The sequence below is a fragment of the Kiloniella antarctica genome, from assembly GCF_042682825.1.
Lineage (GTDB): Bacteria > Pseudomonadota > Alphaproteobacteria > Kiloniellales > Kiloniellaceae > Kiloniella > Kiloniella antarctica.
The window spans coordinates 1,230,238-1,255,361 of sequence record NZ_JBHUII010000001.1; the positions used below are offsets into that span (position 1 = coordinate 1,230,238).

Here is a 25,124-nt window from a genome sequence, read left to right on the forward strand (position 1 = left end):
GGTTGCTAAAATCCAAGTTCTTGTTTCAACGCGATGATTTGTTCTTGAGCTTGTTGTACGTCAGGTTGTTGTAATGCGGCATTCTCTGCATTCGCAAAAGCGGGTGCAATTTCCTGAACACGCCCCAAAGTATGGTAGGAACGAATCAGCTGCAGCCAACCGTTGAAATCATCAGGATTTTTGTTGAGTTTATCCGCCAAACGATTGACCATACCATTAATCATTTCGTTGCGATCTTCAGCACTGAGTTCTGCGGCACTGGCCATCTCTTCTGCCGTTGGGCCAGGCTGTGGTTGGATTTCCTGATTCGATTGCTCCTGAGTAGGGACGATAGGAGGTGCTTTGGCTGGATTAGAAGCAATGATTTCGGATGGGCTTTTATTAACCCTACTGGCCAAATCGCTAATTTGTGTGTCCAGGACTTGAAGCCATGGATCATTGGCAAAAGTTAATTGTCGTAATTTGAGCCAGAGTTTGAGCGCGCCGTCATTTTCGCCGACTTGGCTCAGGGCTAGACCGCTGTAGAAAAGTCCTCTTGGGTCTTCGGGATTGAGGTCGAGGGTCTTTTGAAACAAAGCGCGTGCTTCAGGAGCGACTTGGCCGTCTGCTCTGGCAACCATCATTTCAGCCACGGCACCATAGACAATAGCGGAAGGTGGGGTGTTTTCCATGGCTTGTCGGAAAGAGTTTTCAGCTTTTGAATAGGCGCCTATTTCAGCATATGTACTGCCGAGTAGCATCCAACCTTCAAGGTTGGTCGGGTCATTGTGTAATCTGGCTTCCAGCTTTTGCGCCAGTCCCATCATCTCTTCGTTTCTTGAGGTATTCTGTTGTTCCGCGAGGGCAGAACGTTCTGCAGCAATATCTCTTGCAGCCAGAGGCATGCTTGGCATTCCAGGTTGTCCAAGCTCGAGATAAAGAACCAAACCTCCAAGAGGGAAAGCTAAAGTTAACAGGCCAACGACCGCCTTTATACCTGCAGATGACAAAGGCATGCCCTTTGTTGAAGACGATTGTTCTTGGCTGGTGTTCAAAATTCGGCGCTGAATTTCAATGCGTGCAGTTTCAGCCTGTGATTCGCCTAAATTACCTTCGTTGAGATCTCGTTCAATCTCTGAAAGTTGATCCTTATAAACGGCTAGATCTGATTCCGCAGTATTGGCGGGCGCGCTTTTGGGCGTGTTTAACAGAGGCTTGAGCAAGACGAGGAGAGAAAGTGCAGTTAAAAGACTAATGAGGACCCAAAAAATCATAATGGCTTTCCCTTATTGTGGGGTTTTTCTTTTTGGGGAGATTCTTGTGTGTCGAAAAGAAGTTGTTGGAGTTTGTCTTGTTCTTCAGCACTCAGTGGTGTTGCGGTTTTAAGTCCGCGATTACCTCGGTAGAAGAAAGTTATGCCAACGACACCAATCACGAGAACTAAAAGAGGACCGAACCAAAGCAGTAAGGTAGAGGTTTTAAAGGGAGGGCGGAAAAGCACAAAATCCCCGTACCTAGATGATAAATAATTTTTCACATCATCGTCGCTGTCTCCGGCAACAAGCCTTTCTCGCACGACAATTCTCAGTTCTTTGGCAAGATCTGCATTGGAAGAATCAATCGGTTCGTTTTGGCAAACAAGGCATCGGACTTCTTTTGAAATTTCGCGTGCTCTTGCTTCAAGCACAGGGTCGTCCAAGACCTCATCGGGTTCTACAGCCTGTACAAGGCTGATGCCCATCATCAGGGCGAAGAAAAGGGGTGTTATAAGAGTAAAGCCACGCATGCTTTCAGGTGCTTCCTTTATTACTGCGACGACTGGGCCTGTAGGCTATTTATTATCGGCAGTATGGTATCTTCTAGGTCGCCTTGATTAAGGGGGCCTACATGCTTGTAACGAATAGTGCCGGAGGCATCGACGATAAATGTTTCGGGGACGCCGTAAACGCCCCAATCAATACCTGCGCGACTTTTGGGATCTCGTCCTATCCGATGATAGGGGTTTCCATTTTTGTTAAGCCAGTTCAGGGCATCTTCTTGTTTATCACGATAGTTGATACCGTATAGATTGATATCATTCCTTTGACCCAACTTCACCATATCGGGATGTTCGACAAGGCAGGGTATACACCAGGATGCAAAAATATTTACCACTGAAATTTTGCCATTGCTGGTTAAATCCTGTCTTGAGAAACCTGGAACATTGAGTCCTTCTAAAGCAACGAGATCGAAGGTTGGTGCCGGCTTGTCGATCAAAACCGAAGGCAGTATTTTTGGATCCCGTCCGGGTTTGGTTAAAGCCCAGAAAAAATATCCAAAAATCACGACTGTAATCAGAAGTGGTAGGGTAAAGATGATTTTTCTTTTCGCACTCATGCTTGTGCTTCTTTAATCTTTTGTTTTTTACGTTTGTCAGCTGGGGCGCCAACACGTAGTCGACGATCTGCGAGAGATAATATGCCACCAAAAACCATGAGGCCACATCCAAACCAGATCCAGGTAACCAGAGGCTCGCGGTAGATGCGAACAGTCCAGCCGCCGGAACCGTCCGAATCACCAATTACGGCGTAATAATCCCCAATAAAGGTCGAGTATATGGCGGCCTCTGTCGTTGGCATACGTTTGACGGTGTAGAGGCGCTTTTCTGGTTTAAGCGTAGCCATGTAAACGCCATTTTGGCTGACGTTAAAGGTTCCTTCTACCGCAGTGTAATTGGGGCCTGTTACTTCTTTAACGCCATCAAAGCGATAATCAGTGCCTGCAACGGATATGGTTTCTCCTGGCTTTAGAACAGCGACATCCTCCACTTTCCAAGCTGTCGTAGAAATCATCCCGGCGATCGCGATGGCGAGGCCACCGTGGGCAAGGGTCATGCCCCAAGTGGAGCCGGGCAGATTCTTTGCTCGTTGCCAGCTCTTGCCCAAGGGAACTCTAAACAGTTTAACCCGGTCTGCCCATTCACTGAGAGTACCCAAAAGTAACCATGCAGCCATGCCGAGACCTAGAATAGCCAAAAGAGGACCGCCATTGGATATGTACCAAGCAAGGAGCAGGGCAAGTAGTGATCCTAATCCGGCATATTTCAATCGCTTGAAAACTCCAAGGAGATCTGCGCGTTTCCACGGCAGGTGTGCCCCTATACATACAAGTAAGAACAGCGGCACCATTACAGGAATAAAAGTCTTATTATAAAATGGTGGTCCAATGGAGACCCGTCCACCGCCCAATGCTTCCATAAACAGTGGATAGAGCGTACCCAAAAAGACGGTAGCACAAGCGGTGCTTAGCAGCAGGTTGTTCAGGAGTAATCCGCCTTCTCTGCTGATCGGGGAGAAAATTCCTCCAGCCTTTAGCGCAGGTGCACGAAGGGCAAAGAGCGTGAGCGATCCACCAATAGCGATGGCTAATAAAAAGAGAATAAAAATTCCGCGTTCAGGGTTAACGGCGAAGGCATGTACGGAGGTCAAAAGGCCTGAACGGACGATAAAGGTACCAATAAGAGAAAGAGAGAAAGTCAGAATCGCAAGCAGGATAGTCCAAACCTTCAAAGAGTTTCGCTTTTCCACGACGATGGCAGAGTGGAGTAATGCTGTTCCCATAAGCCATGGCATGAAAGATACGTTTTCGACGGGGTCCCAGAACCACCAACCGCCCCAACCTAGTTCATAATAAGCCCACCAGCTTCCCAGTGCGATGCCTCCGGTAAGGAAAATCCAGGCGGTCAACGTCCAAGGGCGTACCCAACGCGCCCAAGCTGCATCAACCTTACCCTCGATCAAGGCGGCAATTGCAAAGGAAAAGGCAACTGAAAATCCTACATAACCCACATATAGCATGGGGGGATGAAACGCGAGACCAGGGTCTTGGAGTAGCGGGTTCAGATCTTGCCCGTTTTCGGGTGGAACGAGAAGGCGGGTAAAGGGATTAGATGTAAAGATCAAAAAGGTTAGAAAGCCTACACCGATCATGGCTTGAATGGCTAATACACGCGCCTTTAGCGTGACAGGTAAGTTGCGACCAAAGGCGGCGACTGCGGCGCCAAAGATTGCAAGGATGAGGACCCAGAGCAACATGGAACCCTCATGATTACCCCATACACCACTGATTTTATAGAGGAGGGGTTTGGTCGAATGAGAGTTCTCAACAACGTTGAGGAGAGTAAAGTCGGATACGATATAAGCCTGGGTTAAACATCCAAATGCCATGACGAGAAATAGAAGCTGGATCATGGACGCGTGGTTGCCAAAAGCCATGAGGCGGCTATCGAGTTTTTCTGCGCCAATCAATGGGAGAACTGATTGAGCGATGGCCGCCAATAAAGCCATGATAAGAGCATACTGACCAAGTTCCGCAATCATTCTGTTGCCTGACCTTCCTCGTCGCCGCGCCACTCGCCAGATGCTTTCAAGGCTTCAATGACTTCGGCAGGCATGTAATTTTCGTCGTGTTTGGCGAGGACTTCATGGGCGATAAATTCACCCTTTTCATTCAGGCTTCCCTCGGTAATCACTCCCTGACCTTCACGGAAGAGATCCGGAAGAATACCTTTGTACGAAACAGGGATGCTCTCGGCACCATCCGTAATGGAGAACTGTATGTTCAAACCATCGCCAAGTTTGACGAAAGTGCCTTCTTCTACCAAACCACCCAGACGTAGGGAGCGACCAATTGTTACTTGTTTGGTTTTGAGATCGCTCGGGCTATAGAAATAAACCAAATTATCTTCGAAAGCGGTTAATACTAAAGCTGTCGCAGAGGCCAATAATGCAAAGGCGACCACGATTATATACATTCTACGGCTTTTCCGCGTCATGGGCGGGCTGTCTCTTCCTTATTGTTACTTTGTCCTGAAGATTCTCGCTGGCTTTGAAGCTCCAAAAGCTCGGCTTGATTCTTGCGAAGACGTTGTAAGGTGGTGACAAGCAGGGTCAGCATGACGGCGGCGGTCAGACTATACGCCGTCCAAATGTAAGCTCCATAGTTTCCCATGGAGAAGAAGTTCATTACTTGATCCATACTATCCTGCGTAACCAGAGTTGTGCCGAGATTGATGATAACATGTTCCCAGCTTAAGCTCGTTAATACTTATTCTCGTCATATAACGATAACTAAATTGTATCGCGTAAACACTAGCGCATTATGTCACACTATTGCTCTCGGTTTTTACTTCAAATTGTGATCAAATTTTCTTGATCGAAATCGATGCTTAGCTGTTATCAACGACTGCGCGGCGATATTTTCTCAATTTAGCTTCAATAAGCTCGCTTTTAATCCTTATAAGCACAACCACGAGGTAAAAAAACTTGAAGGCCAGACCCATGATGAGAAGCGGCCACAGCATCGAGGGGTCAATGGCGGGACCGTCTGCGCGCATGACAGAGGCTGGTTGGTGAAGCGTGTTCCACCAATCCACCGAAAACTTGATAATGGGAATGTTGACGAAGCCAACGATGGCGAGAACGGCAGCGGCACGATTACCCCGTTCTTGTTCTTCAAATGCATTCATCAAGGCCATGTGGCCAAGATACAAGAAGAACAAAATCAATACGGATGTAAGTCGTGCATCCCATACCCACCAAGCACCCCACATGGGTTTGCCCCATAGAGAGCCTGTCGCAAGGGCAAGGAAGGTAAAGCCCGCGCCAATGGGGGCTGATGCTTTTGCTGCGAGGTCTGCAAGAGGATGGCGCCATATCAAAGAGCACACAGAGGCAAAGGCAATAGCGGAATAGATAAACATCGCCATCCAGGCGGAAGGCACATGGATGTACATAATTCTCACACTTTCACCCTGTTGATAATCGGGTGGCGACGTGAAAAAGGCCATGTAAAGGCCGATAACCAGCGACAGTATCGTAATCCCTGAAATCCATGGGAGTATTGTGTTTGTTAGCTTTAAAAAGCGGTTTGGATTGGCCAATCGGTGAAAGACCGACATTCCTTATCCCTTCCATTGACGTCTGTTTGTGTGCAGAGCACACGCTTTATGATTATGGGTAAGATCATAGTTGATCGATCTTACCATTTCCTTGATGTCGATCAGTGTTTTAGGATCGACAAACGGTTTTATATTTTCGTTCTACTTTATTCTAGTGCTTGTTTTAAAGCAGCAGAACCAGCCAGTGGTGCTATTAATAGCGAAACCAGCAGGATTGCGCCAAGCAACAAAAGGTGAGGTCGCGCATTGGCGATAACCGCCCCTGCTTCAAGGCTGTTCATGGCGGCATCAATTGCCCCTACCCCGAAAATAAGTGTTGGGATGTAAAGCGGCAAGACGAGCAGGGGGATGAGTACGCCACCGCGCCGCGCACCTAGTGTGAGGGCTGCGGCGATGGCGCCAATGAGACTTAAACTTGGTGTGCCAAGTAACATGGCTATTAAAAGAATCGTCATTGCCTCTGTATCCATATTGAATAACAGAGCGATTAAAGGGGCGGCCAATATAAGAGGCAAACCTGTTGTTAGCCAATGGGCGAGTACTTTTGCCAAAACCGCAATTTCGAAAGAGGCGCGTGAGAGTGCGAGTTGCTCAAGGCTGCCGTCTTCATAATCAGCCAGAAAAATACGTTCTAATGATAAAAGCACAGATAACAAAGCAGTGACCCAGATAATGCCCGGGGCGATTCTCGCAAGTAGGTTAGGTTCTGGCCCCAAGCCAAAGGGAAAGAGCATGGCGGTGAGTATGAAAAATAACACGGCCATCGTCAGGTCGGATCTTTGGCGTAAGGCGAGGCGCAAATCCTTGGAGACAATATTAAGGAAAGCGTTCATATCCAGCATTCCTCTTCGTCATCCAAGTTCACTAAGCCGCGATTATAAAGGGGACTGTAATCGCGAAGGTTTAATATGGTTGGAGTGGTGACTTTAATTGGACTGTGGGTGGCAAAAATAACTGACCCGCCGCTGGCCCGGTGTTTGGTAATAGCTTGTTCCAGTAACTGTACAGAAGCGATATCCAAACCCACCGAGGGTTCATCCAATAGCCATAATTTTCTTTTTGATGCGAGTAATCTAGATAGAGCTAAGCGCCTGCTTTGCCCTGATGAGAGCAGGTTAGCTGGTGTGTTCTTAAGGGGTAGCATATTGAATTGGTCAAGCGCCTTGTCGAGTTGTGGATCATCTTTATTTAATCCAGACCAGTAGGAGAGGTTTTCTTGAACAGACAGAACCAGTTTAATCGCATTACGGTGACCGATGTAATGGATATGGTCTTGAAAAATTTCTGGCTCTTTCGTGGCGTCTTGTTCTTGCCATGTCAAGGAACCCAATCGAGGGCGTAGCAGACCGGATAATATGCGAATCAGGCTTGATTTCCCACTGCCGTTTGGACCTTCAAGGATAAGGGCACTGCTTTCGTTCAAATGAAAATTTAGTCCGATGAAGACGGTGCGACCGCCCCTGATACATGTCAGGTTTTCACCGCTAAAAAGGCTCTTGCCCAAACTCTCACCCTTTATTACATCGCAGAAAATATATGAAGATGGTTTGTGTAAGCACCATCATGCCGAATTATTGCTGTTGCGTATAACAAAAAAAATCCCCTGTCGCCAATGGGATGTTTCCTTATGACGCAGGGGAAGAATTTGGGAGATCAAAAAAGGATGCGGCTGCCAGTCGGGTATCCAGCAGCCGCGAGAGTCCAGCTTTGGGGTAATGTGGAGATCTTCAGGATCTCTCATAGAGAGGGGAAGCTCTCTACGAATTTAAATGTAGTTCCCAATTGCGAAGGGACTTAGCCATAAATGTGGCAAAACGGTGATTTTTGGATTTTCTAAATTCATTTCAATTTGAATGTGAAAATGATGGTTCTTTGTCTGTTTTACCACTTAAAAACTGTTGCATTCATTAATGTCAAAAAAACTAACGAGTGAATATTTAATAAATATTTATTAATATCAATAACTTATGTTATTTGTAGTCGTAAAAAGATGAAAAATGTGCGCAATTGGGGTATTTTTTTTCTTGTCAAATTACGATATAAAGATATTGTTATGTCAATTCGAGCAGCCAACGTGCTGCCATAATGGAGAAGTCACGTGGAAGTATTACTTAAAGGTCTTCAGTCTATTGCCGAACCAACTCGTTTAAGGGTGTTGGGGTTGTGTGCGCACGCTGAATTAACCGTCAGTGAGCTTGTGCAAATTCTTGGACAAAGTCAGCCACGTGTTTCGCGTCACTTAAAGCTTCTTATGGAAGCTGGCCTTCTTGAACGTCATCAAGAAGGCAACTGGGCGTATTTCCGATTGTCAGATAATCAGCCTTGTTCAGAGCTTGGTCGTTTAATTATCGACTTGATACCAATTGATGATCCTAAATTAGCACTCGATTTTCAGCGTCTTGAAGACATCAAGGTTGAGCGTGCACGTAAAGCACATGAGTATTTCAGTAAAAATGCTTCAGACTGGCACGAAATCAGATCCCTGCATATTGATACCACTCAAATCGAAAGTGCCTTTAAAGGGAAATTGCTTGAAGAGCCTGTCGAAGAGTTACTCGACGTTGGTACGGGCACAGGTCGTGTTCTTGAATTGGTTTCAAGTGAGGTTGGTTCTGTCGTTGGTCTTGATATCTCTCGTGAGATGCTCGCCATCGCGCGTAACAACATCGACCGCGCAGGATTAAATAATTGTCAGGTCCGTCAAGGGGATATGTACCAAATTCCTTTTGGGAACAGTCGATTCGATGCTGTGTGCCTCAATATGGTGCTCCACTACGCTTTAGACCCGCGAATGTGTCTGCGCGAAGCTGCCCGCGTTATTAAACCTGGCGGCCGATTGATTTTGGTGGATTTCGCGCCCCACCGTATGGACAGCCTGCGTGATGATCACGCACACCACTGGCTAGGCTTTGAAGATACACAAATCGAAGAATTCTGTATCGATGCAGGTTTAAGCCTATCGAAACCGGAACATCTTCCCGGGGACCCGCTGACAGTCTGTATATGGACAGCCCGTCGCGATCCCGAAACGGAGCAAGGAAACAATGAAAAGACCTGATATCAGTTTTGAGCTTTTCCCGCCGGCGTCGGCAGATGGCTTGGACAACCTCGGACAGGCGGTTAAACGCCTGAAGAGTTTCGATCCGAAATATTATTCAATAACTTACGGCGCTGGTGGCTCAGGCCAGCAAAAATCCAATGAGCTGATAAATACGCTGGTGGAAGATAAAGATCTGACGCTTGCGGCGCATATCACTCTCGCGGGGGCATCGCGCCAAGAAATCATCAATACCGTGAAATCCTGGCAGGTATTGGGCATCAAACGTCTGGTAGCTCTTCGTGGTGATGCTGCGGTTCCGGGCGAAGCTTTTGTTCCGCATCCTGACGGATTTCAAGATTCGGTAGAGCTCATTGCGGCGCTCCGCGAGCTTGGTGATTTCGATATTGCAGTTGCGGCCTATCCTGACCCTCATCCTGATAGCCAGTCTTTGGCACGGGATCTCGAATTTCTAAGGCATAAACAAGATGCCGGGGCAACCCGTGCAATCACACAGTTCTTCTTCGAAGCTGAGAGCTATTTTAATTTTGTTAAGGCAGCACGTCAGGCCGGAATTACGATTCCGATTATCCCGGGTATCCTTCCGATCAATAACATCTCTCAACTCAAAAGGTTTGCGGATCGTTGTGGTGCAACAATACCAAACTGGGTGATCAAGGCATTTGATGGTTTGGAAGATAACCCAGAAACATCAGCAGCGGTTGCTGTTTCGCTCTGTCTTGATCTGTGTCGTGACCTTGTTGAAGGGGGTGTTGACGCTTTCCATTTTTATACCCTCAATCGCTCACCATTAACCGAAGCTGTATGCCGCTTGTTGGCGCTAGAGACAAAACAGAAGGAAGCTGCATAATGCGTAATTTTATTGATGCTTTGAACTCACGCGTACTTCTCACAGATGGCGATATTGCGCCTGTGTTGGCAAAGTTAAGTGTAGATATTGACCGAGCAACTTTTGGTCATCCTGAGTGTCTTGCAGCTTTGAATATATCTCGCCCTGATGTCATCACTGCAATTCATAAAAGCTACCTCGAAGCGGGATCTGATGTCATTCGAACCAATACGGCGCAAGCATCGCCTGTTGCTTTGGATAAGTACGGCATGAGAGAAGAGACATTTATTATCAATCATCTTGCAGCTGAAGCAGCTTGTCAGGCAGTTGATTCGCTCGCGGGCGGCGATCGCAGGCGTTTTGTTATTGGCGTGGTTGACCAGTCATCTGCACAAGGCAGCGACAATGAGTTACGCAATGATGCGTATATTCAGGTTCAGGGGCTTGTATCCGGTGGTGTAGATGCATTGAGTTTTAGTCCAGTGTCTGGTCTTGAACAAGCGCGTGCTCAACTCGCATCCGCGCGTCATGCTTTGATCGAGCTGGGATCTTCTGTGCCGTTACTTCTGGAATATTCTGCGGATCATGATTTCACCGATGATACGGTCTCAGACCTGGTTGACGGCGTGTGTTATGTTGAAAACAGCGACACCATCAAGGCGGGCTTCCCCGTGCATCAAGATGGCCAGAAAATTCTGGTACACGGCGGAAAATCACCAGAGGAAACTGCTCAAATAGATCATGCTCTTCGCAAAAAAGCCGCCGACGGCTACCGCCCTGTCACCAGAGCAAACGTCTCACCGCGCGAAGAGATCGTTCCTGTATCAAGCTGGAATGATTATTCGGCGATATCAGCGGGCTAAATTTTTTTCATTCTAGCCGTGTTTGAAATGAAAATGCCCGGGTAACCCGGGTATTTTCGTAATTCATTGGGTAATAACACTTTGTATAAAAAGAAAAATTATTTATGTGGGTTAAATGTTTTTAGCAATGAGTTCAGCTTTCAATAATCCACCCTTGGTCAATAGCTTAGCAGAGAATTTAGGGTTTCGTCTCGCTTTGAATGCATCGTAAATTAACTTTAAGCCTTTAGCTTCAAGTAAGGATATATTTACTTCAGTATCCATCTCGGCGCTTTCAACAAAATCATTAGAAAAACTCGGAGCAATTATCAAGACTTGTGCAACTCTTTTGCCTTGGTTTTCGCATCTGGTCACATAAGCTTTTACTTGCCGCGATGTTGTAGAGTATTTAGCGAAATCACCGCTTTTACAAGTTTTTGCCTCTCCTATAATGACGTCATCATCGCTTAATGAAATGATAATATCTGCTTTATCTTTCGTGGAATTTATTGCTTTGCGGAGGTCTTCATCTACTACAAAGTTGAGTGTTTCAAATATCTCTTTTGTTATTTCTTCGAATTTGACACCTAGCTCTGCTTCCGCAATTTCAATACCTGCACCCTTTAAGTTTGCCAAATCCCTTTGAGCTAATGCGGCATAGTTTTCGATCAATTTATCATTAGCATTCGCAAATGATTCCAAGATAACTTGTCTTGGTTTTCCTCTCTTTGGAAGTGACATTTTATCACGAATAATTTTTATCTGATCATTATTCAGCAAATATAAGATATCAACGGGTGTTATGCTTAATGCTCGAAGCTTGTCAGTGTCTATTTCTTGACTATCTTCAAGTTCAAATTCCCTTTTAAGTAGTTTCTCTAGTGCGGGGAAGTGAACCTGAAGAGTTGAATACATTTCTTTGAAGCCAGCGGCACTCAGAGCTTCAAATTCATTATGTGCTGATTGATTGAGAGCACTTAAAATAACATCTATACGTTCATCTAGCGTTGTGCCAATTTTCTCTATACTCAAATCCAGTTCATCAATTAATATTTTGAGTCTCTCTTTTCTCTGATTCTGAGTTTCATTTGAGGCAAAGATATCCCGCTGAAGTATGCATCTAATCGATGTTCTTGAATGAATTATGTCATGAATTTTTTCTACTCTTTCAATGCCTCTAATTTTCTTGCCGTAATGCTTAAGTATATTGGAAAGCTCTGCATCACTTAGGCTTCTTAAAACTCGTAAGGTATGTTTATCTGCTAATTCTTTTCCCTGTAAGTCATTGAGGATGGCAACAACTTCATCAGCAATTAAAACTTCGGAACGCTTTCTATTTATGAACAGAAGGCCCATTTCTCTGAGTGTATTTAAACCATCTAATACATTGTTGTGGGATATAGGGTTGATTAAATGCTCAATAGCAGAAGCCTCATCCATAGAAATGGTTAATCTGTCTGCCAATACGTTGAGGATGCTTCTTTCATCATCGGTAATTCTTGCTTCCCGATTGATTTTTTCATCATTTACAAACGCCATTTTTAGGCAATCGTAGTAAATACTTAAGAATGTACCGCGACTAAAAGAATCTGAATGTTGACTTGATTCAATTTCAAGCTGAAGTTCTTTCGATAGTTTTTTGAGTTTGCTCAATTCTTTATTGTATAAACTTTCGATCCAAGACGTTCTTGCTATGCCGTTTCCATCCCTCGTTAAAATATTAATTAACAGGCCTATTTGAGCATCAGACATAGCAATTTGTTCTTTTATCGCATCTTTAAAATCTGAAGATACCAAAGAAAATAGTGTTGTGATTTCACTGCCTGATGCATTTTTTATCTGACCATCAATTTTATTTACTGATTTTGCCAGCTGTTTGTCACTATTTGCAGCAATAGAGCAAAGCTTGTCTAAGCAGGAAATAAACTTAGATTTCTCGACTTGATTGGTGCTTGAGAGGACTTGAGTTAATTTCATTTACTATCCCTGCTTAGGTAATTTTTTAATTATTAACCATATAATCTATAATTAAATTTGTGTTATCAAGATATTTGCGTCAGTGATTTTATGAAAAATCTATTTATAGTTGTCTTTCAAGGTGACGGAATGATTGTTTGCCTGTTTCAGCAAACTAAACTTGGTCTTTGGTTAAGAATGTTTTTGAACTTAAATTAATGTCCCTACAATTTGTGCGAGACAATTCGCACCGAGCTGGCTAGTTGCTCTCGATATGATTTGGTATGACAATATCCATCAAAGCAACAGCTAAGGACATCGTTTGAAACGGTGTATTTGGATATGGTCGAGTTCCTTGATGCAACCCTTCTTGCCCGGGTACAGTTCGCATTTACAATTTCTTTTCACATTATCTTTCCTGCATTTTCAATTGGCTTGGCAAGCTATCTTGCCGTTCTTGAAGGTTTATGGCTGTGGACAGGGCGCGATGTTTATCTGCAAATTTTCCGCTACTGGATAAAGATATTTGCCGTTGTATTTGGTATGGGCGTGGTATCCGGTATTGTGATGAGTTATCAGTTCGGGACTAACTGGAGCGTGTTTTCTGATAAAACTGGGCCGATACTCGGACCTCTAATGGCGTATGAGGTTTTGTCAGCCTTTTTCCTCGAAGCCGGGTTTCTCGGCGTCATGTTGTTTGGCATGAACAAGGTCGGAAAGAGGTTGCACTTCTTTGCGACCTTAATGGTTGCTGTGGGAACTTTGTTTTCCGCCTTTTGGATTTTGTCTGTCAACTCTTGGATGCAAACACCAGCCGGATACGGAATTAACGACGTTGGCCAGTTTATCCCTGTGGATTGGTTTGCGGCGGTGTTCAACCCATCTTTTCCCTATCGTCTGGTCCATATGGTACTGGCAGCTTATCTCACCACGGCTTTTGTCGTTGGCGGGGTGTCGGCGTGGCACCTGTACCGCGATAGTGACAATCAGGCCGCGCGGATTATGTTTTCTATGGCGATGTGGATGGCGGTTATTGTGGCCCCAATTCAGATTGTTGCCGGGGACTTTCATGGTTTGAACACGCTGGAGCATCAACCCGCCAAGATCGCGGCGATGGAAGGACATTTTGAAACGAAAAAGGGCGCGCCCTTAATCCTGTTTGGTATTCCGAGTATGGAAGATGAGGAGGTTCATTATGCGTTGGAAATTCCTAAACTTGGCAGCCTTATCTTAACCCATGATCCGGATGGCGAGATCAAGGGATTAGAGGAATGGGCAAAAGAAGATAGGCCAAACGTTGCGATCGTTTTCTGGTCGTTCCGCATAATGGTGGGGTTGGGATTTTTGATGGCAGGTTTGGGGATCTGGAGCTTGGTCCGGCGCTGGCAGAGTAAGTTATTTGAGACGCCCTTGATGCTTCGATTTGCGATTCTTATGGGGCCTGCAGGTTTTATTGCTCTCTTGTCTGGCTGGGTTACCACCGAAGTGGGGCGCCAGCCCTACACTGTTTACGGGTTGCTGCGCACAGCGGATTCAATATCTCCTATCGATGCACCTGCTGTTGCTATCTCGCTTCTGGCTTTTGTCGTTGTCTATTTCGCGGTTTTCGGTGTTGGTCTGGTTTACATTTTACGATTGATGAAACGAACGCCTGATTGTGAAGCCCCCGAATTTATGACGGATAGGCCATTGCGCTCTGCCGGGATCACGCCGATGGCGGCACTGTTACCGGAGACGCGAAAAGCCACAAACAACAAAGGAGAAAGACAATGATGTTTGATCTTCCGCTGATCTGGTCTCTTATCATTGCTTTTGCTGTTTTGGCTTATGTGCTTTTAGATGGTTTTGATCTGGGCATAGGGATTTTGTTTCCTTTCTTTAATAAGGGGAGTGAACGTGATTATGCTATGAATACGATCGCGCCAGTTTGGGATGGTAATGAAACCTGGCTTGTCCTTGGCGGCGGGGGCCTCTTTGCAGTTTTCCCTCTTGCCTATGCAGTTGTGCTTCCTGCGCTCTATGCTCCCTTGACCATTATGCTGCTGGGCCTTGTTTTTCGGGGTGTTGCCTTTGAATACAGATGGCGCAGTGTTAATTCGCAAGGGAAGTGGGATTTTGCTTTCTTTGCTGGCTCTCTCGCAGCGGCACTTTGCCAAGGTATAGCTTTAGGAGCTTTGGTTCAGGGCATCGACGTTGTTGACCGTGCTTATGCGGGAGGATGGTGGAACTGGTTGACGCCGTTCTCTTTACTGACAGGCTTGGCGGTGGTTGTCGGCTATGTCCTGCTTGGATCTACGTGGCTGATTTTGAAGACCTTTGGCCCCGTTCAAGACAAAGCGTACGTTGTTGCAAAACCAGCTTTGTGGGGCATGTTGTTCTTGATCGGTGCAGTTAGTCTTTGGACGCCGTTTCTTAACCCGATTTTCATGGAACGCTGGATCTCCGTCCCTCGGATTTTTTATACGGCGCCAGTCCCTCTTCTGGTTTGTTTAGTCGCTTGGCTTCTTCTCAGGGGAATAAGATTACAACGAGACGGGCAGCCGTTTGTCGCGGCAATTGCACTTTTTATTCTTACTTATATAGGTCTGGGGATCAGTTTCTTTCCCTATATGGTCCCACCAAGTGTAACCATCTGGCAGGCCGCGGCGCCTGACGAAAGTCTGTCATTCCTGTTGGTTGGCTCAGCCGTCTTAATTCCGCTTATCTTGGCGTACACCGCCTATGCCTATTGGGTGTTCAGAGGTAAGGTTGACCCATCGGAAGGTTATCACTGATGGCAAAGGACACCTCGCCACTGATAAGCAAGCTTGGATGGTTTATGGCCCTTTGGTTGGGGGGTGTTCTGTCTTTAGCGGTTATCGGATACGGTATTCGTTACTGGCTGGGTATGTAATGTTAAGAACCCGATTCAAAGAATATCCAATCCAAGATCTAGGCATGGAGCGCTATGGGTGAGCCAACCAAGTGAGATCACGTCCACACCTGTTTCGGCAATCGCGCGGGCGGTTTCATAAGTGATGCCACCCGAGGCCTCGGCGATGGCATTGCCATCAATCATTGCGACGGCTTCCCGAAGCTCTGTGAGGCTCATATTATCGAGTAAAATGATATCCGGTTTATGGGGCAGGGCTTCTTGTAATTGTGCAAGAGTATCGACTTCAACTTCGATTTTGACCATGTGTCCGATATTGGCACGTGCCTGATCAATTGCTTTGCCAATTTTCCCACCGACAGCGGCGATATGATTGTCCTTGAGCATGACACCGTCATAGAGACCGAAGCGGTGATTGTGGCCGCCGCCGGAACGCACGGCGTATTTTTCAAAGGCGCGCAAACCCGGTGTAGTTTTACGCGTACAGGTCACACGTACAGGCAGACCCTCAATGAGATCAACAATGTTGCGGGTTGCTGTGGCAATTCCTGACAGGTGTCCCATAAAATTAAGGCCAACCCGTTCTCCACTGAGGATGGCACGCGCTGGACCTGAAATTTGGGCGATGATGGTGCCGGGAGTGACCTTGGTACCGTCCTTTACCAGAACTTCAACACTGACATCTTCGGATAGTTCAGCCATTGCAGCGATCAGAAAATCTGTGCCAGCAATGGTCCCGTTTTGCCGAGAGACAGCAGAGGCGGAAAGAACAGCATCTTCTGGGATGGTACTATCGCTGGTGAGGTCCCCGGTTGATCCCAAATCTTCAAGTAAGGCGGCTTGAACGGCTTTGGTGATTAAGGGGCGCGGAAGGGGGGTGAGGCTAGTTGTCATGATATAGGTACTTTTTTTAACTTATGAAGCCATTTTTAAAGAGGGGCTTCGTGTGATTTCAAAGTTTGTTTTTTGTGTGTCGTCGAAGGTAAGGCGACTGTGGGCTTTATAGCCATCCAGTGTCTCTGGATAATCATCGCGGTAATGGCCTCCTCGACTTTCTTTCCGTGTCAGAGCTGATTGAGCAACTAGTCTGCTAACCGTCATCAGGTTTCGTAGTCTTGCAGAGGGAGCGGGGTATTTTTGTTTGAGATTATCGAGGTGCGTAACAAGCGTCTCCAACCCGTGGGCGTTTCGGCAAAGGCCGATATAGCGATAATTCAGGACCTGTAACTCAGCAATAACATCTGTCTCAAGTCCGGTTTTAAGTTTTGGGTAAGGAGGAGTGCTTACCGCCAAGTTTTTTATATCGCTGGATAATGGGTGCTTTTGCTGCTGATCTTTAATGTCTTTGCTTACCAACGGCGCAAAGACCAGTGCTTCCAGCAAAGAATTACTGGCAAGACGATTTGCGCCGTGTAATCCGGTACACGCCACTTCGCCACAGGCCCAAAGCCCTTTGATATCGGTACGTCCTCGGTTATCAGCCTCGATACCGCCCATGTGGTAATGCGCGGCGGGGACAACCGGGATCAGGTCTGTTCTTGGGTCGATGCCGTGGTCCTGACAATGGCTAAACACTGTTGGGAAGTGCTCCGGCAAGGCCCGCCCAATACTGTTTCTGGTATCGAGGTAACACTTCTGGCCCGCTTCTCTCTGTCGCCAAATCCCTCTGGCAACGATGTCTCGTGGTGCGAGTTCAGCCAAAGGGTGTTCAGCTTTCATAAAGCGCTCGCCAAGATCATTGACCAACCAGGCGCCATCCCCGCGCAAAGCTTCTGTCGCCAAGGGACGAGGGGTAGCATCGACATCGATTGCGGTGGGGTGGAACTGAACGAACTCAAGGTCTTTCAGTGTCGCGCCTGCCCGTGCCGCCATGGCAAGACCATCTCCACAAGCAGCAAGGGGATTTGTGGTCGCGCTATAGAGTTGACCAATTCCGCCCGTGGCCAATACAACGGCTTCTGCTTGAATAACGATGTGTTGTTGATCCTGAAAAACAGTTGCGCCCCCGACAATTTTTGCCTCTTCACTCTCTTCAGTGATCAGGTCGAGAGCTTCGGCATTTTCCAAGACGGTAATGTGGGAAGCTTCTAAAGTGCGAAGTCTCAGGGCACGCATGACTTCGCGCCCGGTGGAATCGCCATTGGCATGAACAACGCGTCGGTGACTGTGGGCTGCTTCACGGCTAAGAGATAAGCCGTTTTCATCCTGATCAAAAATAACCCCGAGATCGATTAGATCTTGAATTCGTTCCGGGCCAAGGTCGGTTACCAGTGCTGCGATATCTTCATCGGCAATGCCCCCTGCCACAGCAAGGGTATCGCGGAGGTGATTGGCGGGGCTGTCTTCAGGGGACAGCGCTGCGGATATCCCCCCCTGAGCCCAGGTACTGGAAGCTTCTTCACCGAGCGGCCCTTTGGAGAGGAGAATGACGGATTTTGGCGCAAGGGTGAGGGCGGTCATAAGACCAGCAAGCCCGGCCCCGATCACCAATACGCCCGTTTTTAGGGCGTTCTCTGTCGTTGTGCCCATCACCTCATCGCTCCTTAGCTTGCGTCAAGCATCCGCTGTACTGCCAAACGTGCTCTGTCTTCATGTTCTGGATTTATTGTGACTTCGTGTGTCATGGTTTTGAGCGAATCACAGATATTCATCAGGTTGATGCGCTGCATGTGCGGGCAAAGATTACAGGATCGGATAAAGGTCGTGTCCGGATTTTGTGACGCGATGTTATCGCCCATGGAGCACTCGGTAATCAGCGCAACTTCCTTTGGCTTTCGATCTGTTACAAAGTTTATCATGCCTGCGGTTGAGCCAGAATAGTCCGCGGCCTCAACCACTTCTGGGGGACATTCGGGGTGAGCGAGAACCGTGACATCGGGATGTTCTTTGCGCAGTTGTGTCACTTGTTGCGCGGTAAAACGTTCATGAACCTCGCACTCTCCCGCCCAGGTCAGGATCTCAACATTGGTCTCTGCGGCAACGTTGGCAGCCAGGAAACGATCAGGAATAAGTAAAACGCGATCTACGCCGAGGGATTCAACGATTTTGACTGCATTGCCCGATGTGCAACAGATATCTGATTCAGCTTTGACCTCTACTGACGTATTTACATAGGTGACAATGGGCACGCCGGGATATTTTTTGCGCAGGTTTCTGACGTCTTCGCCCGTGATTGAATCAGCGAGAGAACATCCCGCCTCGGGGTCGGGGATTAAAACCGTCTTGGTCGGGTTCATCAGTTTGGTGGTTTCCGCCATAAAGTGAACGCCAGCCATGACGATGACATCGGCTTCTACATCAACAGCTTTTTGCGCGAGGGCAAGAGAGTCTCCCACAATATCGGATACGCAGTGGTAGATATCCCTAGTTTGATAATTGTGCGCGAGGATGACGGCATTGCGTTCTTTTTTTAGACGTACGATCTCATCGACATAAGGGGCAAAGTCGGGCCATTCTTCTGCGCTGATGGCTGGAGCAACGCGTTTGAAAATTCCTGCCGTGCGCTTGGCGACTTCCGGCGTGTAGCTTAATTCTTCTGTTTCGATGACCGGGGTATCGGAAAACACAGTCGTGGCAGACATGGAAACCTCTTGTGCTCAATTGGAGTATAAGGGGGCTATAAAAAAGACAGGAAGCCCCTGTTACAGTTATGCTACAAATGAGTATTACTCCGGTCAAGCTTAATTATGCTACAGATGAGCATAATTAAGCTTGAAGAGAGTCCAGGGTGTTAATCTTAACGCGTATCGCTATCAAAGATAGTTAGTTGTGGCGAACGCCAAGCGCCTGTTTTTCCATCAGGACTTCTCTGCGAAAGCGGAACTGACTGGCCGGGCGACCGCCGGTTTGGCTTTCGATTTTACCAGTAGCTTCAACCAACCCTTTTTTCTCGATTAATCGGCGAAAATTTTGTTTATGGAGTCGAGATCCAGACAAAGCTTCGACCACTTTTTGCAGTTGCAACAAAGTAAACGTGGGCGGCATGAGTTCAAACACTACTGGACGGTATTTGATTTTGCCACGTAGCCGACCGATGGCCGTTGCAAGAATGCGCCTGTGATCAAGCGCCATTGCTGTGCCCCTGAAGCCAATCTGCATCTGGTCGGTGGTTCGATCTTGGGCTTCTGCAACAAGATTGGCTTCGTAAAGCAGTTCATAGCGTTCAAGAACGAGCTCATCATTCCAGGGGGTATCGTCGAGGCCAAAGGTGATGCAGGTGCGCTCATAGCGATCTTGGCGCTGGGCAGGGGTGCATGAGGTCTCGATCCATTTGCGCAGAGCCGGAATGATATCGCTTTCAAGCAGTGCAGGTGTATCCTCCCTCCAATCTTCCCAGGGGAAGTAGCGATACCAGTCATGCCAAATGGCGCTCTCTATGGCGGTTGGTGCGGTGTCTTGTACCAGCGCAAGATAACCAACAGATACCAGCCTTGCCCCGCCGGCCTCTTCTCTGGGGTCGCGGCCTTCGTTACCAAAGGTATAAAGCTGTTCAACATAGCCGATTTCGTGATTGGTTTGCTCTTCAACCCAGGACCTAAGCCCACTTTCCAGAGTGCGGTGTTTTAGAGGGTAGAACGGACCAAAGGGAAGGGCTTCGTGGCGATCATCATGGGGTAGAGCGCGATCAGTCAAGGTTTCATGCTGGGCGGTCAGGGTTTCGGGCGTGTGTTGAACGATCAACACCTTTGGCTGTTCTTTTATTATGGCCACAATAACAGCATTCAGGCCGATAACGACCTGACCATTTTCTGGAACTCCACCCGCACTCATTCTTGATTGTTCCCCTAATCGCTTAAAGTCCTAAGATCACAGAGGAATTGATTTTAGGCAAGATCAGATGAAAGGTGTTTGTATTATCTGAAGGACTTACTCGAAATCGACCTGCTCTTCAGCGGCTGATAAATCGCATCCAGCAAGCTTGATCGCCTCTACCAAGGGTTTTGTTGGTACTTTGTCACAAACAAATTGATTTATTTGAGAGAAATCGCATTGCTTAATCGGGGCCATTTTCTCGAACTTGCTATGATCGAGAACCATTATGGATCGTTGAGAGTGAGAAATAAGGGTTTGTGAGAAGACAGCTTCGCAGAGGTGATTTACCATAAAGCCTTTTTCACTGTTTACGGCTGAAGCAGATAATATGGCGTGATCAAGCTCAAAGCGCCCGACAAATTCTAGTGCCTCAGGTCCAAAAGCACCGGCATCGTGTTCTCTGAGTTCTCCCCCAGCCAGAAAAACCCTGTTTCCATTTCTGCTCACCAGAATATTAGCAATCGAAGCTGAGTTGGTAACAATAAAAAGATTGTTGTGATCGCTGAGAGCCATGGCCACGTAAGCGGTGGTTGAGCTGTTGTCGAGAAAAAGCGAGTCGCCATTACGAATTTGTGCAGCAACCAATGCGGCAATCTGTTGTTTGCTTTCTTTGCCTTCGATCAGTCGGCGTGCAAACGAAGGCTCAGGAAGGCTTTCCGGGAGTGACACCCCGCCGTGTGCTTTTTCCAATAACCCCTCTGCGACGAGGCTGTTCACATTTCTGCGGATGGTTTCCATTGAGACTTGCAATGTTTCTGCGAGAGCTGAGGTCGTGCAGAAACCCTTAAATCGTACATTTTTCAGAATATCGAGCTGGCGCTTTGAGGGAGGCATAGGATTTCATTTCGTGGGTTTGGCGTCTGAAATGTCACTATAACACTATTGAATCCACGAAATAAACACAAATAGCCTCAAATTTTCAAATTATTGAATTGACTCGACTCCTTTTATGATGATTTTCTGTGGTTATTGTGGAATTTTGTGGTTTTTGGAGAAGTAAATGTCAAAGCGGCATCATGCGGAAGTTCTCATTATAGGGGGCGGGATCATTGGATGTTCCATTGCCTATCATTTAACGCGTATGGGAAAGCAGGATGTTGCCGTTCTGGAAAAAAACCAGCTAACTCATGGAGCGACTTGGCATGCAGCCGGACTGGTCGGTCAGTTAAGGTCTTCGCGTAATACCACCCGTATGTTGCAAAAATCAGTTGAGTTATACGATAAGCTGGAAGCAGAAACAGGGCAGGCGCTGGATTGGAAAAAAGTTGGCAGTCTGCGGTTGGCAAGTTCGAAAGACCGCATGCTTGAAGTGAAACGCTTGGCAACGACTTCCAAAAGTTTTGGCCTTGAGATGCAAATTCTAAGCGCTCAGGAAGCACAGGATCTTTTTCCAATCATGACCACAGAGGGTGTCGAGGGGGCAGCCTACATTCCCAGTGATGGTTATATTGATCCGAGTTCAGTTTGTCAGGCGCTTGCGAAAGGGGCGCGAGATAAAGGGGCAAAAATTCATCAGGGCGTCGAAGTGTTAGAAGTTCGACGAGACGGGAGGCGTGCTACTGAAGTTGTTACATCAGAAGGGACGTGGACTTTTGATATATTGGTAAATGCCGGGGGTATGTGGTCCCGAGAACTCGGGGCACTCAGTAATGTAAAAATTCCCGCCTGTGCTTTGGAGCATCAATATATGATCACTGATCCTATATCTGATGTCCCAAAAAATATGCCAACCATGCGGGATCCTGATCGTTTGATTTATTATAAGCCAGAAGTCCGGGGCATGGTTGTTGGTGGTTATGAAAAAGGAACACTTCCCTTCGGCGATAAAGGTATTCCACAAGGCTTTGGCCGCGAGTTGCTCGGAGGGAATTTTGATCGGTTTGAGCAGCTTGCTTGTCTTGCCGCAGAGATTACTCCTGTAATAAACACCGTTGGTATCCGTGAGCTTATCAATGGACCTATTCCTTACTCTGCTGATGGTGACTTTGTTATGGGTAAGGCGGCGGAGCTTGATAACTACTTCGTCGCCAGCGGGTTCCTTTATGGCATTGCGGCTGGTGGCGGTGCGGGGCAGATGATGGCGGAATGGATTGTCGACGAGGCACCAAGTCTGGATCTATGGCCCCTGGATATTCGCCGCTTTAGCGAACATCACAATACCAACTACTTTATGTATAATCGGGCTGTTGAACACTATGGTGGTCATTATTTACTGCATAAGCCCGGTGAAGAAGCCGAGGCCGCCAGAGGCATAAGGCGTAGCCCGCTTTATAATATACTAAAAGAAAAGGGCGCTTGTTATGGCAGTAAGGCGGGGTGGGAACGCCCGAATTGGTTTGCACTTACTGGCATGGAGCCAAAAGATCAATTGGATTTTGATCGCACAAAAACAAACTGGTTCTCCCCTGTTATACAAGAATGTAAAGCAGTGCGTGAAAATGTGGCTCTGATCGATCAATCGTCTTTTGCCAAGTTGGAAATTGTCGGGCCGGGTGCATTGGATGCTTTGCAAAGGCTTGCAGTCTCAAACATTGATAAGCCTGTCGGTTCGGTTATCTACACCCAGTTATGTAATGCCAAGGGCGGAATTGAAGCAGATTTAACTATTTGCCGACTTGGACCGCAGAGTTTCTATGTCATTACAGGAAGTGGCTTTGGAACTCGGGATTTCCATTGGATCAAGACACATTTACCAACGGATGGATCTGTTCACACTTTTGAAGTGACGTCGGCCAAGGCCGTGATAAACATCTGTGGGCCGAATTCACGCGATGTTTTGCAGGCTGTGGCAGATAATGATCTCTCTAATGAAAACTTTCCTTTTTCAACCTGTCAGCAGATTGAAGTTGGTGCTGCGACGCTTTGGGCTCTACGTATCGGTTACGTGGGGGAGTTGGGCTGGGAACTACATATTCCAACTGAATTTGCGGGGCATGTGTATGAGTTGCTTTGGGAGGCCGGTCAAGCTCATGGTATTGCGAATGTAGGGTATCGTGCCATCGATAGTTTGAGGCTGGAAAAGGGATATGTCTATTGGAGCTCAGAGGTAACGCCCGACTACAGCCCCTATGATGCGGGCTTGGGGTTCAAGGTTGCGTTGAAATCCAAAGATGACTTTATAGGTCGAGATGCGTTAGCGATAATTAAGGAAAAAGGACCGAAACAAAAGCTATCGACTTTTACCGTGGAGGCTGATGTTTCCCTCTATGGTGCGGAGACGATATTCCTTGGAGAGGATGTTGTGGGGCTGACAACATCTGCCAATCATGGTCATACCTTAGGTAAACAGATTGCCATGGGGTATCTTCCCATGCGGATTGCAGAGCAACAGGGATTTGAAATAGAAGCTTTCGGAAAGCGCTATCCTGCAACACGTGTGGATGGTGCGCTGTATGATCCTTTGAACGAACGCTTGAAGATGTAGTGGGTGAAGAGGGAGTATTGAGTATGGAGTACCAAAAAATTGCAACTGCTTTGGCGCAAGTGCCTGAATTGCAAAGCTGGGAGCCGGGCAGCTACTCTGTTGAACGTCTTGGCGGGCTGACCAATCTTGTGTTTAAGGTGTCTCGGGGAGAAGCTAGCTTTATTGTTCGAATTCCTGGGGAGGGAACTGAGAGTTATATTGACCGTTCTGTCGAATCTCATAATGCGCGGGTCGCAGCAGATATCAAAGTTTCTGCCGAAGTATTATATAGTGATCCGAGAGATGGTGTGATGGTGTCTCGGTTCCTTGATGGTACAGAAACCATGAGCCCTGACGCTTTTAAGTCCAGAGCGGGATCTGCGGGGCGAGCCGGACAGGCTTTGTCTTTGTTGCATAACTCTGGAAAAGAATTTCAGTTCCGTTTCGAACTCTTTGCCATGATTGATGAATATCTGAAGGTTCTGGATGGTCTCGGTGTGGTTTTACCGGATGGTTATCATGAGGTGGTTAAAGAGGCTCAAAATATTCGGAAAATTCTGGAATCTAAGAAAAATCTACCTCTTGCTCCGTGTCACTGTGACCCTCTATCGGAAAATTTCCTAGATGATGGCGAAAAGATGTGGATTGTAGACTGGGAATATTCCGGAATGAATGATCCGCTCTGGGATCTAGGTGATTTGTCTGTCGAAGCCGAGTTTACTGAAAAGCAGGATCTGGAATTACTTTTGTCCTATTGGGGTGGTGAACCACCAGCAGAAATTATCGGTCGTATGATTGTTTATAAAGCGATGTGTGATTTGTTATGGACCCTCTGGGGATTGATCCAGTATGGGAATGATAATCCTGCCGAAGATTTTTGGGCTTATAGCATCGCGCGGTTTGGACGTTGCAAGGATTTGATGTCATCTTCGACTTTTGCAGATCATCTTCGTGCCGTGGAAGGGGGGCGCCTATACGATTAAGCGGTTTGGTCGAGCCGTTACTCAGGTTATTCGTAAGGCCTTTCTAGAATTTTTTTGATTTTTCTCGAATTATTCGCATCTTTTTGAGTATTTGTTGATTTTCTTTAGGAGATTCGGGGGGGATTCTGCGTGTATTTGTTGATTTTGAGTATTTGTTGAATCGTTGTTGTGTTGATTTGGTCTGTTTGAGTGTAATTTTGAGCAATATTATGTCTCAAACGTGATGTATTTCTGAAATATCATAGAAATATGAATTTTTTTGAGAAAGGTCTTTGACAGGTGTTGGTGAGGGGCCTATAACACCGCTCACCGACGAGGCGCATGCTTCGGTGGTGCATCGGAAAGACAGAGTAAAAACAGGCAGTTAGCGATTACTTGCTGGGTGTTGATTTTAAGATTTAGGTCTTGGGATTTTTTTTACAAAAAGATTTACGATGTTCCTTGACGATAGG

The 25,124-nt window shown here is 46.9% G+C and carries 22 protein-coding genes; 7 read left to right on the plus strand and 15 right to left on the minus strand.

The window, feature by feature from the left end; all coding sequences use genetic code 11:
• Nucleotides 1–5: 5 nt before the first annotated feature.
• The 9 genes from ccmI to ccmA all read right to left on the minus strand — a co-directional run bounded on the left by ccmI (nt 6) and on the right by ccmA (nt 7,421).
• Nucleotides 6–1,253, minus strand: coding sequence for a c-type cytochrome biogenesis protein CcmI (ccmI, locus tag ACFSKO_RS05850; RefSeq protein WP_380249355.1), 1,248 nt, complete (start codon nt 1,251–1,253; stop codon nt 6–8).
• Nucleotides 1,250–1,765, minus strand: a complete 516-nt coding sequence (locus tag ACFSKO_RS05855) for a cytochrome c-type biogenesis protein (protein WP_380249357.1) — start codon at nt 1,763–1,765, stop codon at nt 1,250–1,252. The genes ccmI and ACFSKO_RS05855 overlap by 4 nt, the downstream gene beginning before the upstream one ends.
• A 20-nt stretch (nt 1,766–1,785) precedes the next feature.
• A complete protein-coding gene (locus ACFSKO_RS05860; RefSeq protein WP_380249359.1) occupies nt 1,786–2,355 on the minus strand; it encodes a DsbE family thiol:disulfide interchange protein in 570 nt (189 codons plus the stop codon).
• Nucleotides 2,352–4,337 carry a heme lyase CcmF/NrfE family subunit gene (locus tag ACFSKO_RS05865; protein ID WP_380249361.1) on the minus strand — a complete coding sequence of 662 codons (1,986 nt, stop codon included), beginning with the start codon at nt 4,335–4,337 and terminating at the stop codon, nt 2,352–2,354. The genes ACFSKO_RS05860 and ACFSKO_RS05865 overlap by 4 nt, the downstream gene beginning before the upstream one ends.
• Nucleotides 4,334–4,792 carry a cytochrome c maturation protein CcmE gene (ccmE, locus tag ACFSKO_RS05870; RefSeq protein ID WP_380249363.1) on the minus strand — a complete coding sequence of 153 codons (459 nt, stop codon included), beginning with the start codon at nt 4,790–4,792 and terminating at the stop codon, nt 4,334–4,336. The genes ACFSKO_RS05865 and ccmE overlap by 4 nt, the downstream gene beginning before the upstream one ends.
• Nucleotides 4,789–4,983 carry a heme exporter protein CcmD gene (gene ccmD / locus ACFSKO_RS05875; protein WP_380249365.1) on the minus strand — a complete coding sequence of 65 codons (195 nt, stop codon included), beginning with the start codon at nt 4,981–4,983 and terminating at the stop codon, nt 4,789–4,791. Before ccmD ends, ccmE begins: the two co-directional genes overlap by 4 nt.
• 202 nt (nt 4,984–5,185) lie before the next feature.
• The gene (locus ACFSKO_RS05880; RefSeq protein ID WP_380249367.1) at nt 5,186–5,917 is read right to left on the minus strand and encodes a heme ABC transporter permease; all 732 of its coding nucleotides are present in this window, start codon (nt 5,915–5,917) and stop codon (nt 5,186–5,188) included.
• Between the two features lie 146 nt (nt 5,918–6,063).
• Nucleotides 6,064–6,750 carry a heme exporter protein CcmB gene (ccmB, locus tag ACFSKO_RS05885; RefSeq protein ID WP_380249369.1) on the minus strand — a complete coding sequence of 229 codons (687 nt, stop codon included), beginning with the start codon at nt 6,748–6,750 and terminating at the stop codon, nt 6,064–6,066.
• Nucleotides 6,747–7,421: a heme ABC exporter ATP-binding protein CcmA gene (ccmA, locus tag ACFSKO_RS05890; RefSeq protein ID WP_380249371.1), complete on the minus strand. Its 675-nt coding sequence runs from the start codon at nt 7,419–7,421 to the stop codon at nt 6,747–6,749. The genes ccmB and ccmA overlap by 4 nt, the downstream gene beginning before the upstream one ends.
• Nucleotides 7,422–8,015: 594 nt before the next feature.
• On the opposite strand from ccmA, the gene ACFSKO_RS05895 reads away from it, so the two are divergent.
• The 3 genes from ACFSKO_RS05895 to ACFSKO_RS05905 are packed head-to-tail and all read left to right on the plus strand — an operon-like array spanning nt 8,016 to nt 10,667.
• Entirely contained in the window at nt 8,016–8,975 is a 960-nt protein-coding gene (locus ACFSKO_RS05895; RefSeq protein WP_380249373.1) for an ArsR/SmtB family transcription factor, read from the plus strand.
• A complete protein-coding gene (gene metF, locus ACFSKO_RS05900) occupies nt 8,962–9,825 on the plus strand; it encodes a methylenetetrahydrofolate reductase [NAD(P)H] (protein ID WP_380249375.1) in 864 nt (287 codons plus the stop codon). Before ACFSKO_RS05895 ends, metF begins: the two co-directional genes overlap by 14 nt.
• Nucleotides 9,825–10,667, plus strand: a complete 843-nt coding sequence (locus tag ACFSKO_RS05905; RefSeq protein WP_380249377.1) for a homocysteine S-methyltransferase family protein — start codon at nt 9,825–9,827, stop codon at nt 10,665–10,667. The genes metF and ACFSKO_RS05905 overlap by 1 nt, the downstream gene beginning before the upstream one ends.
• 111 nt (nt 10,668–10,778) lie before the next feature.
• Here the strand turns inward: ACFSKO_RS05905 and ACFSKO_RS05910 are convergent, their stop codons facing one another.
• Nucleotides 10,779–12,623 (minus strand): hypothetical protein, encoded by a 1,845-nt coding sequence (locus tag ACFSKO_RS05910; protein ID WP_380249379.1) that lies wholly within the window; start codon nt 12,621–12,623, stop codon nt 10,779–10,781.
• Nucleotides 12,624–12,944: 321 nt separating this feature from the next.
• On the opposite strand from ACFSKO_RS05910, the gene ACFSKO_RS05915 reads away from it, so the two are divergent.
• Nucleotides 12,945–14,375, plus strand: a complete 1,431-nt coding sequence (locus ACFSKO_RS05915; protein ID WP_380249381.1) for a cytochrome ubiquinol oxidase subunit I — start codon at nt 12,945–12,947, stop codon at nt 14,373–14,375.
• Nucleotides 14,372–15,376 (plus strand): cytochrome d ubiquinol oxidase subunit II, encoded by a 1,005-nt coding sequence (gene cydB / locus ACFSKO_RS05920; RefSeq protein ID WP_380249382.1) that lies wholly within the window; start codon nt 14,372–14,374, stop codon nt 15,374–15,376. The genes ACFSKO_RS05915 and cydB overlap by 4 nt, the downstream gene beginning before the upstream one ends.
• A gap of 134 nt (nt 15,377–15,510) precedes the next feature.
• Here the strand turns inward: cydB and nadC are convergent, their stop codons facing one another.
• The 5 genes from nadC to ACFSKO_RS05945 form a co-directional block, all read right to left on the minus strand.
• Nucleotides 15,511–16,368 (minus strand): carboxylating nicotinate-nucleotide diphosphorylase, encoded by an 858-nt coding sequence (nadC, locus tag ACFSKO_RS05925; RefSeq protein WP_380249384.1) that lies wholly within the window; start codon nt 16,366–16,368, stop codon nt 15,511–15,513.
• 21 nt (nt 16,369–16,389) lie between these two features.
• Entirely contained in the window at nt 16,390–18,003 is a 1,614-nt protein-coding gene (locus ACFSKO_RS05930; RefSeq protein ID WP_380249386.1) for an L-aspartate oxidase, read from the minus strand.
• Nucleotides 18,004–18,017: 14 nt separating this feature from the next.
• Nucleotides 18,018–19,055: a quinolinate synthase NadA gene (gene nadA / locus ACFSKO_RS05935; protein ID WP_380249388.1), complete on the minus strand. Its 1,038-nt coding sequence runs from the start codon at nt 19,053–19,055 to the stop codon at nt 18,018–18,020.
• 181 nt (nt 19,056–19,236) lie between these two features.
• Nucleotides 19,237–20,244 (minus strand): NUDIX hydrolase, encoded by a 1,008-nt coding sequence (locus tag ACFSKO_RS05940; RefSeq protein WP_380249390.1) that lies wholly within the window; start codon nt 20,242–20,244, stop codon nt 19,237–19,239.
• Nucleotides 20,245–20,340: 96 nt separating this feature from the next.
• Nucleotides 20,341–21,120 carry a DeoR/GlpR family DNA-binding transcription regulator gene (locus ACFSKO_RS05945; RefSeq protein ID WP_380249392.1) on the minus strand — a complete coding sequence of 260 codons (780 nt, stop codon included), beginning with the start codon at nt 21,118–21,120 and terminating at the stop codon, nt 20,341–20,343.
• Nucleotides 21,121–21,286: 166 nt separating this feature from the next.
• On the opposite strand from ACFSKO_RS05945, the gene ACFSKO_RS05950 reads away from it, so the two are divergent.
• Together ACFSKO_RS05950 and ACFSKO_RS05955 are read left to right on the plus strand one after the other, a co-directional pair.
• Complete coding sequence (locus tag ACFSKO_RS05950; protein ID WP_380249394.1) at nt 21,287–23,710, plus strand: GcvT family protein; 2,424 nt, start codon at nt 21,287–21,289, stop codon at nt 23,708–23,710.
• A gap of 23 nt (nt 23,711–23,733) precedes the next feature.
• Nucleotides 23,734–24,672 carry a phosphotransferase gene (locus tag ACFSKO_RS05955; protein WP_380249396.1) on the plus strand — a complete coding sequence of 313 codons (939 nt, stop codon included), beginning with the start codon at nt 23,734–23,736 and terminating at the stop codon, nt 24,670–24,672.
• The last annotated feature ends 452 nt before the right edge of the window (nt 24,673–25,124 follow it).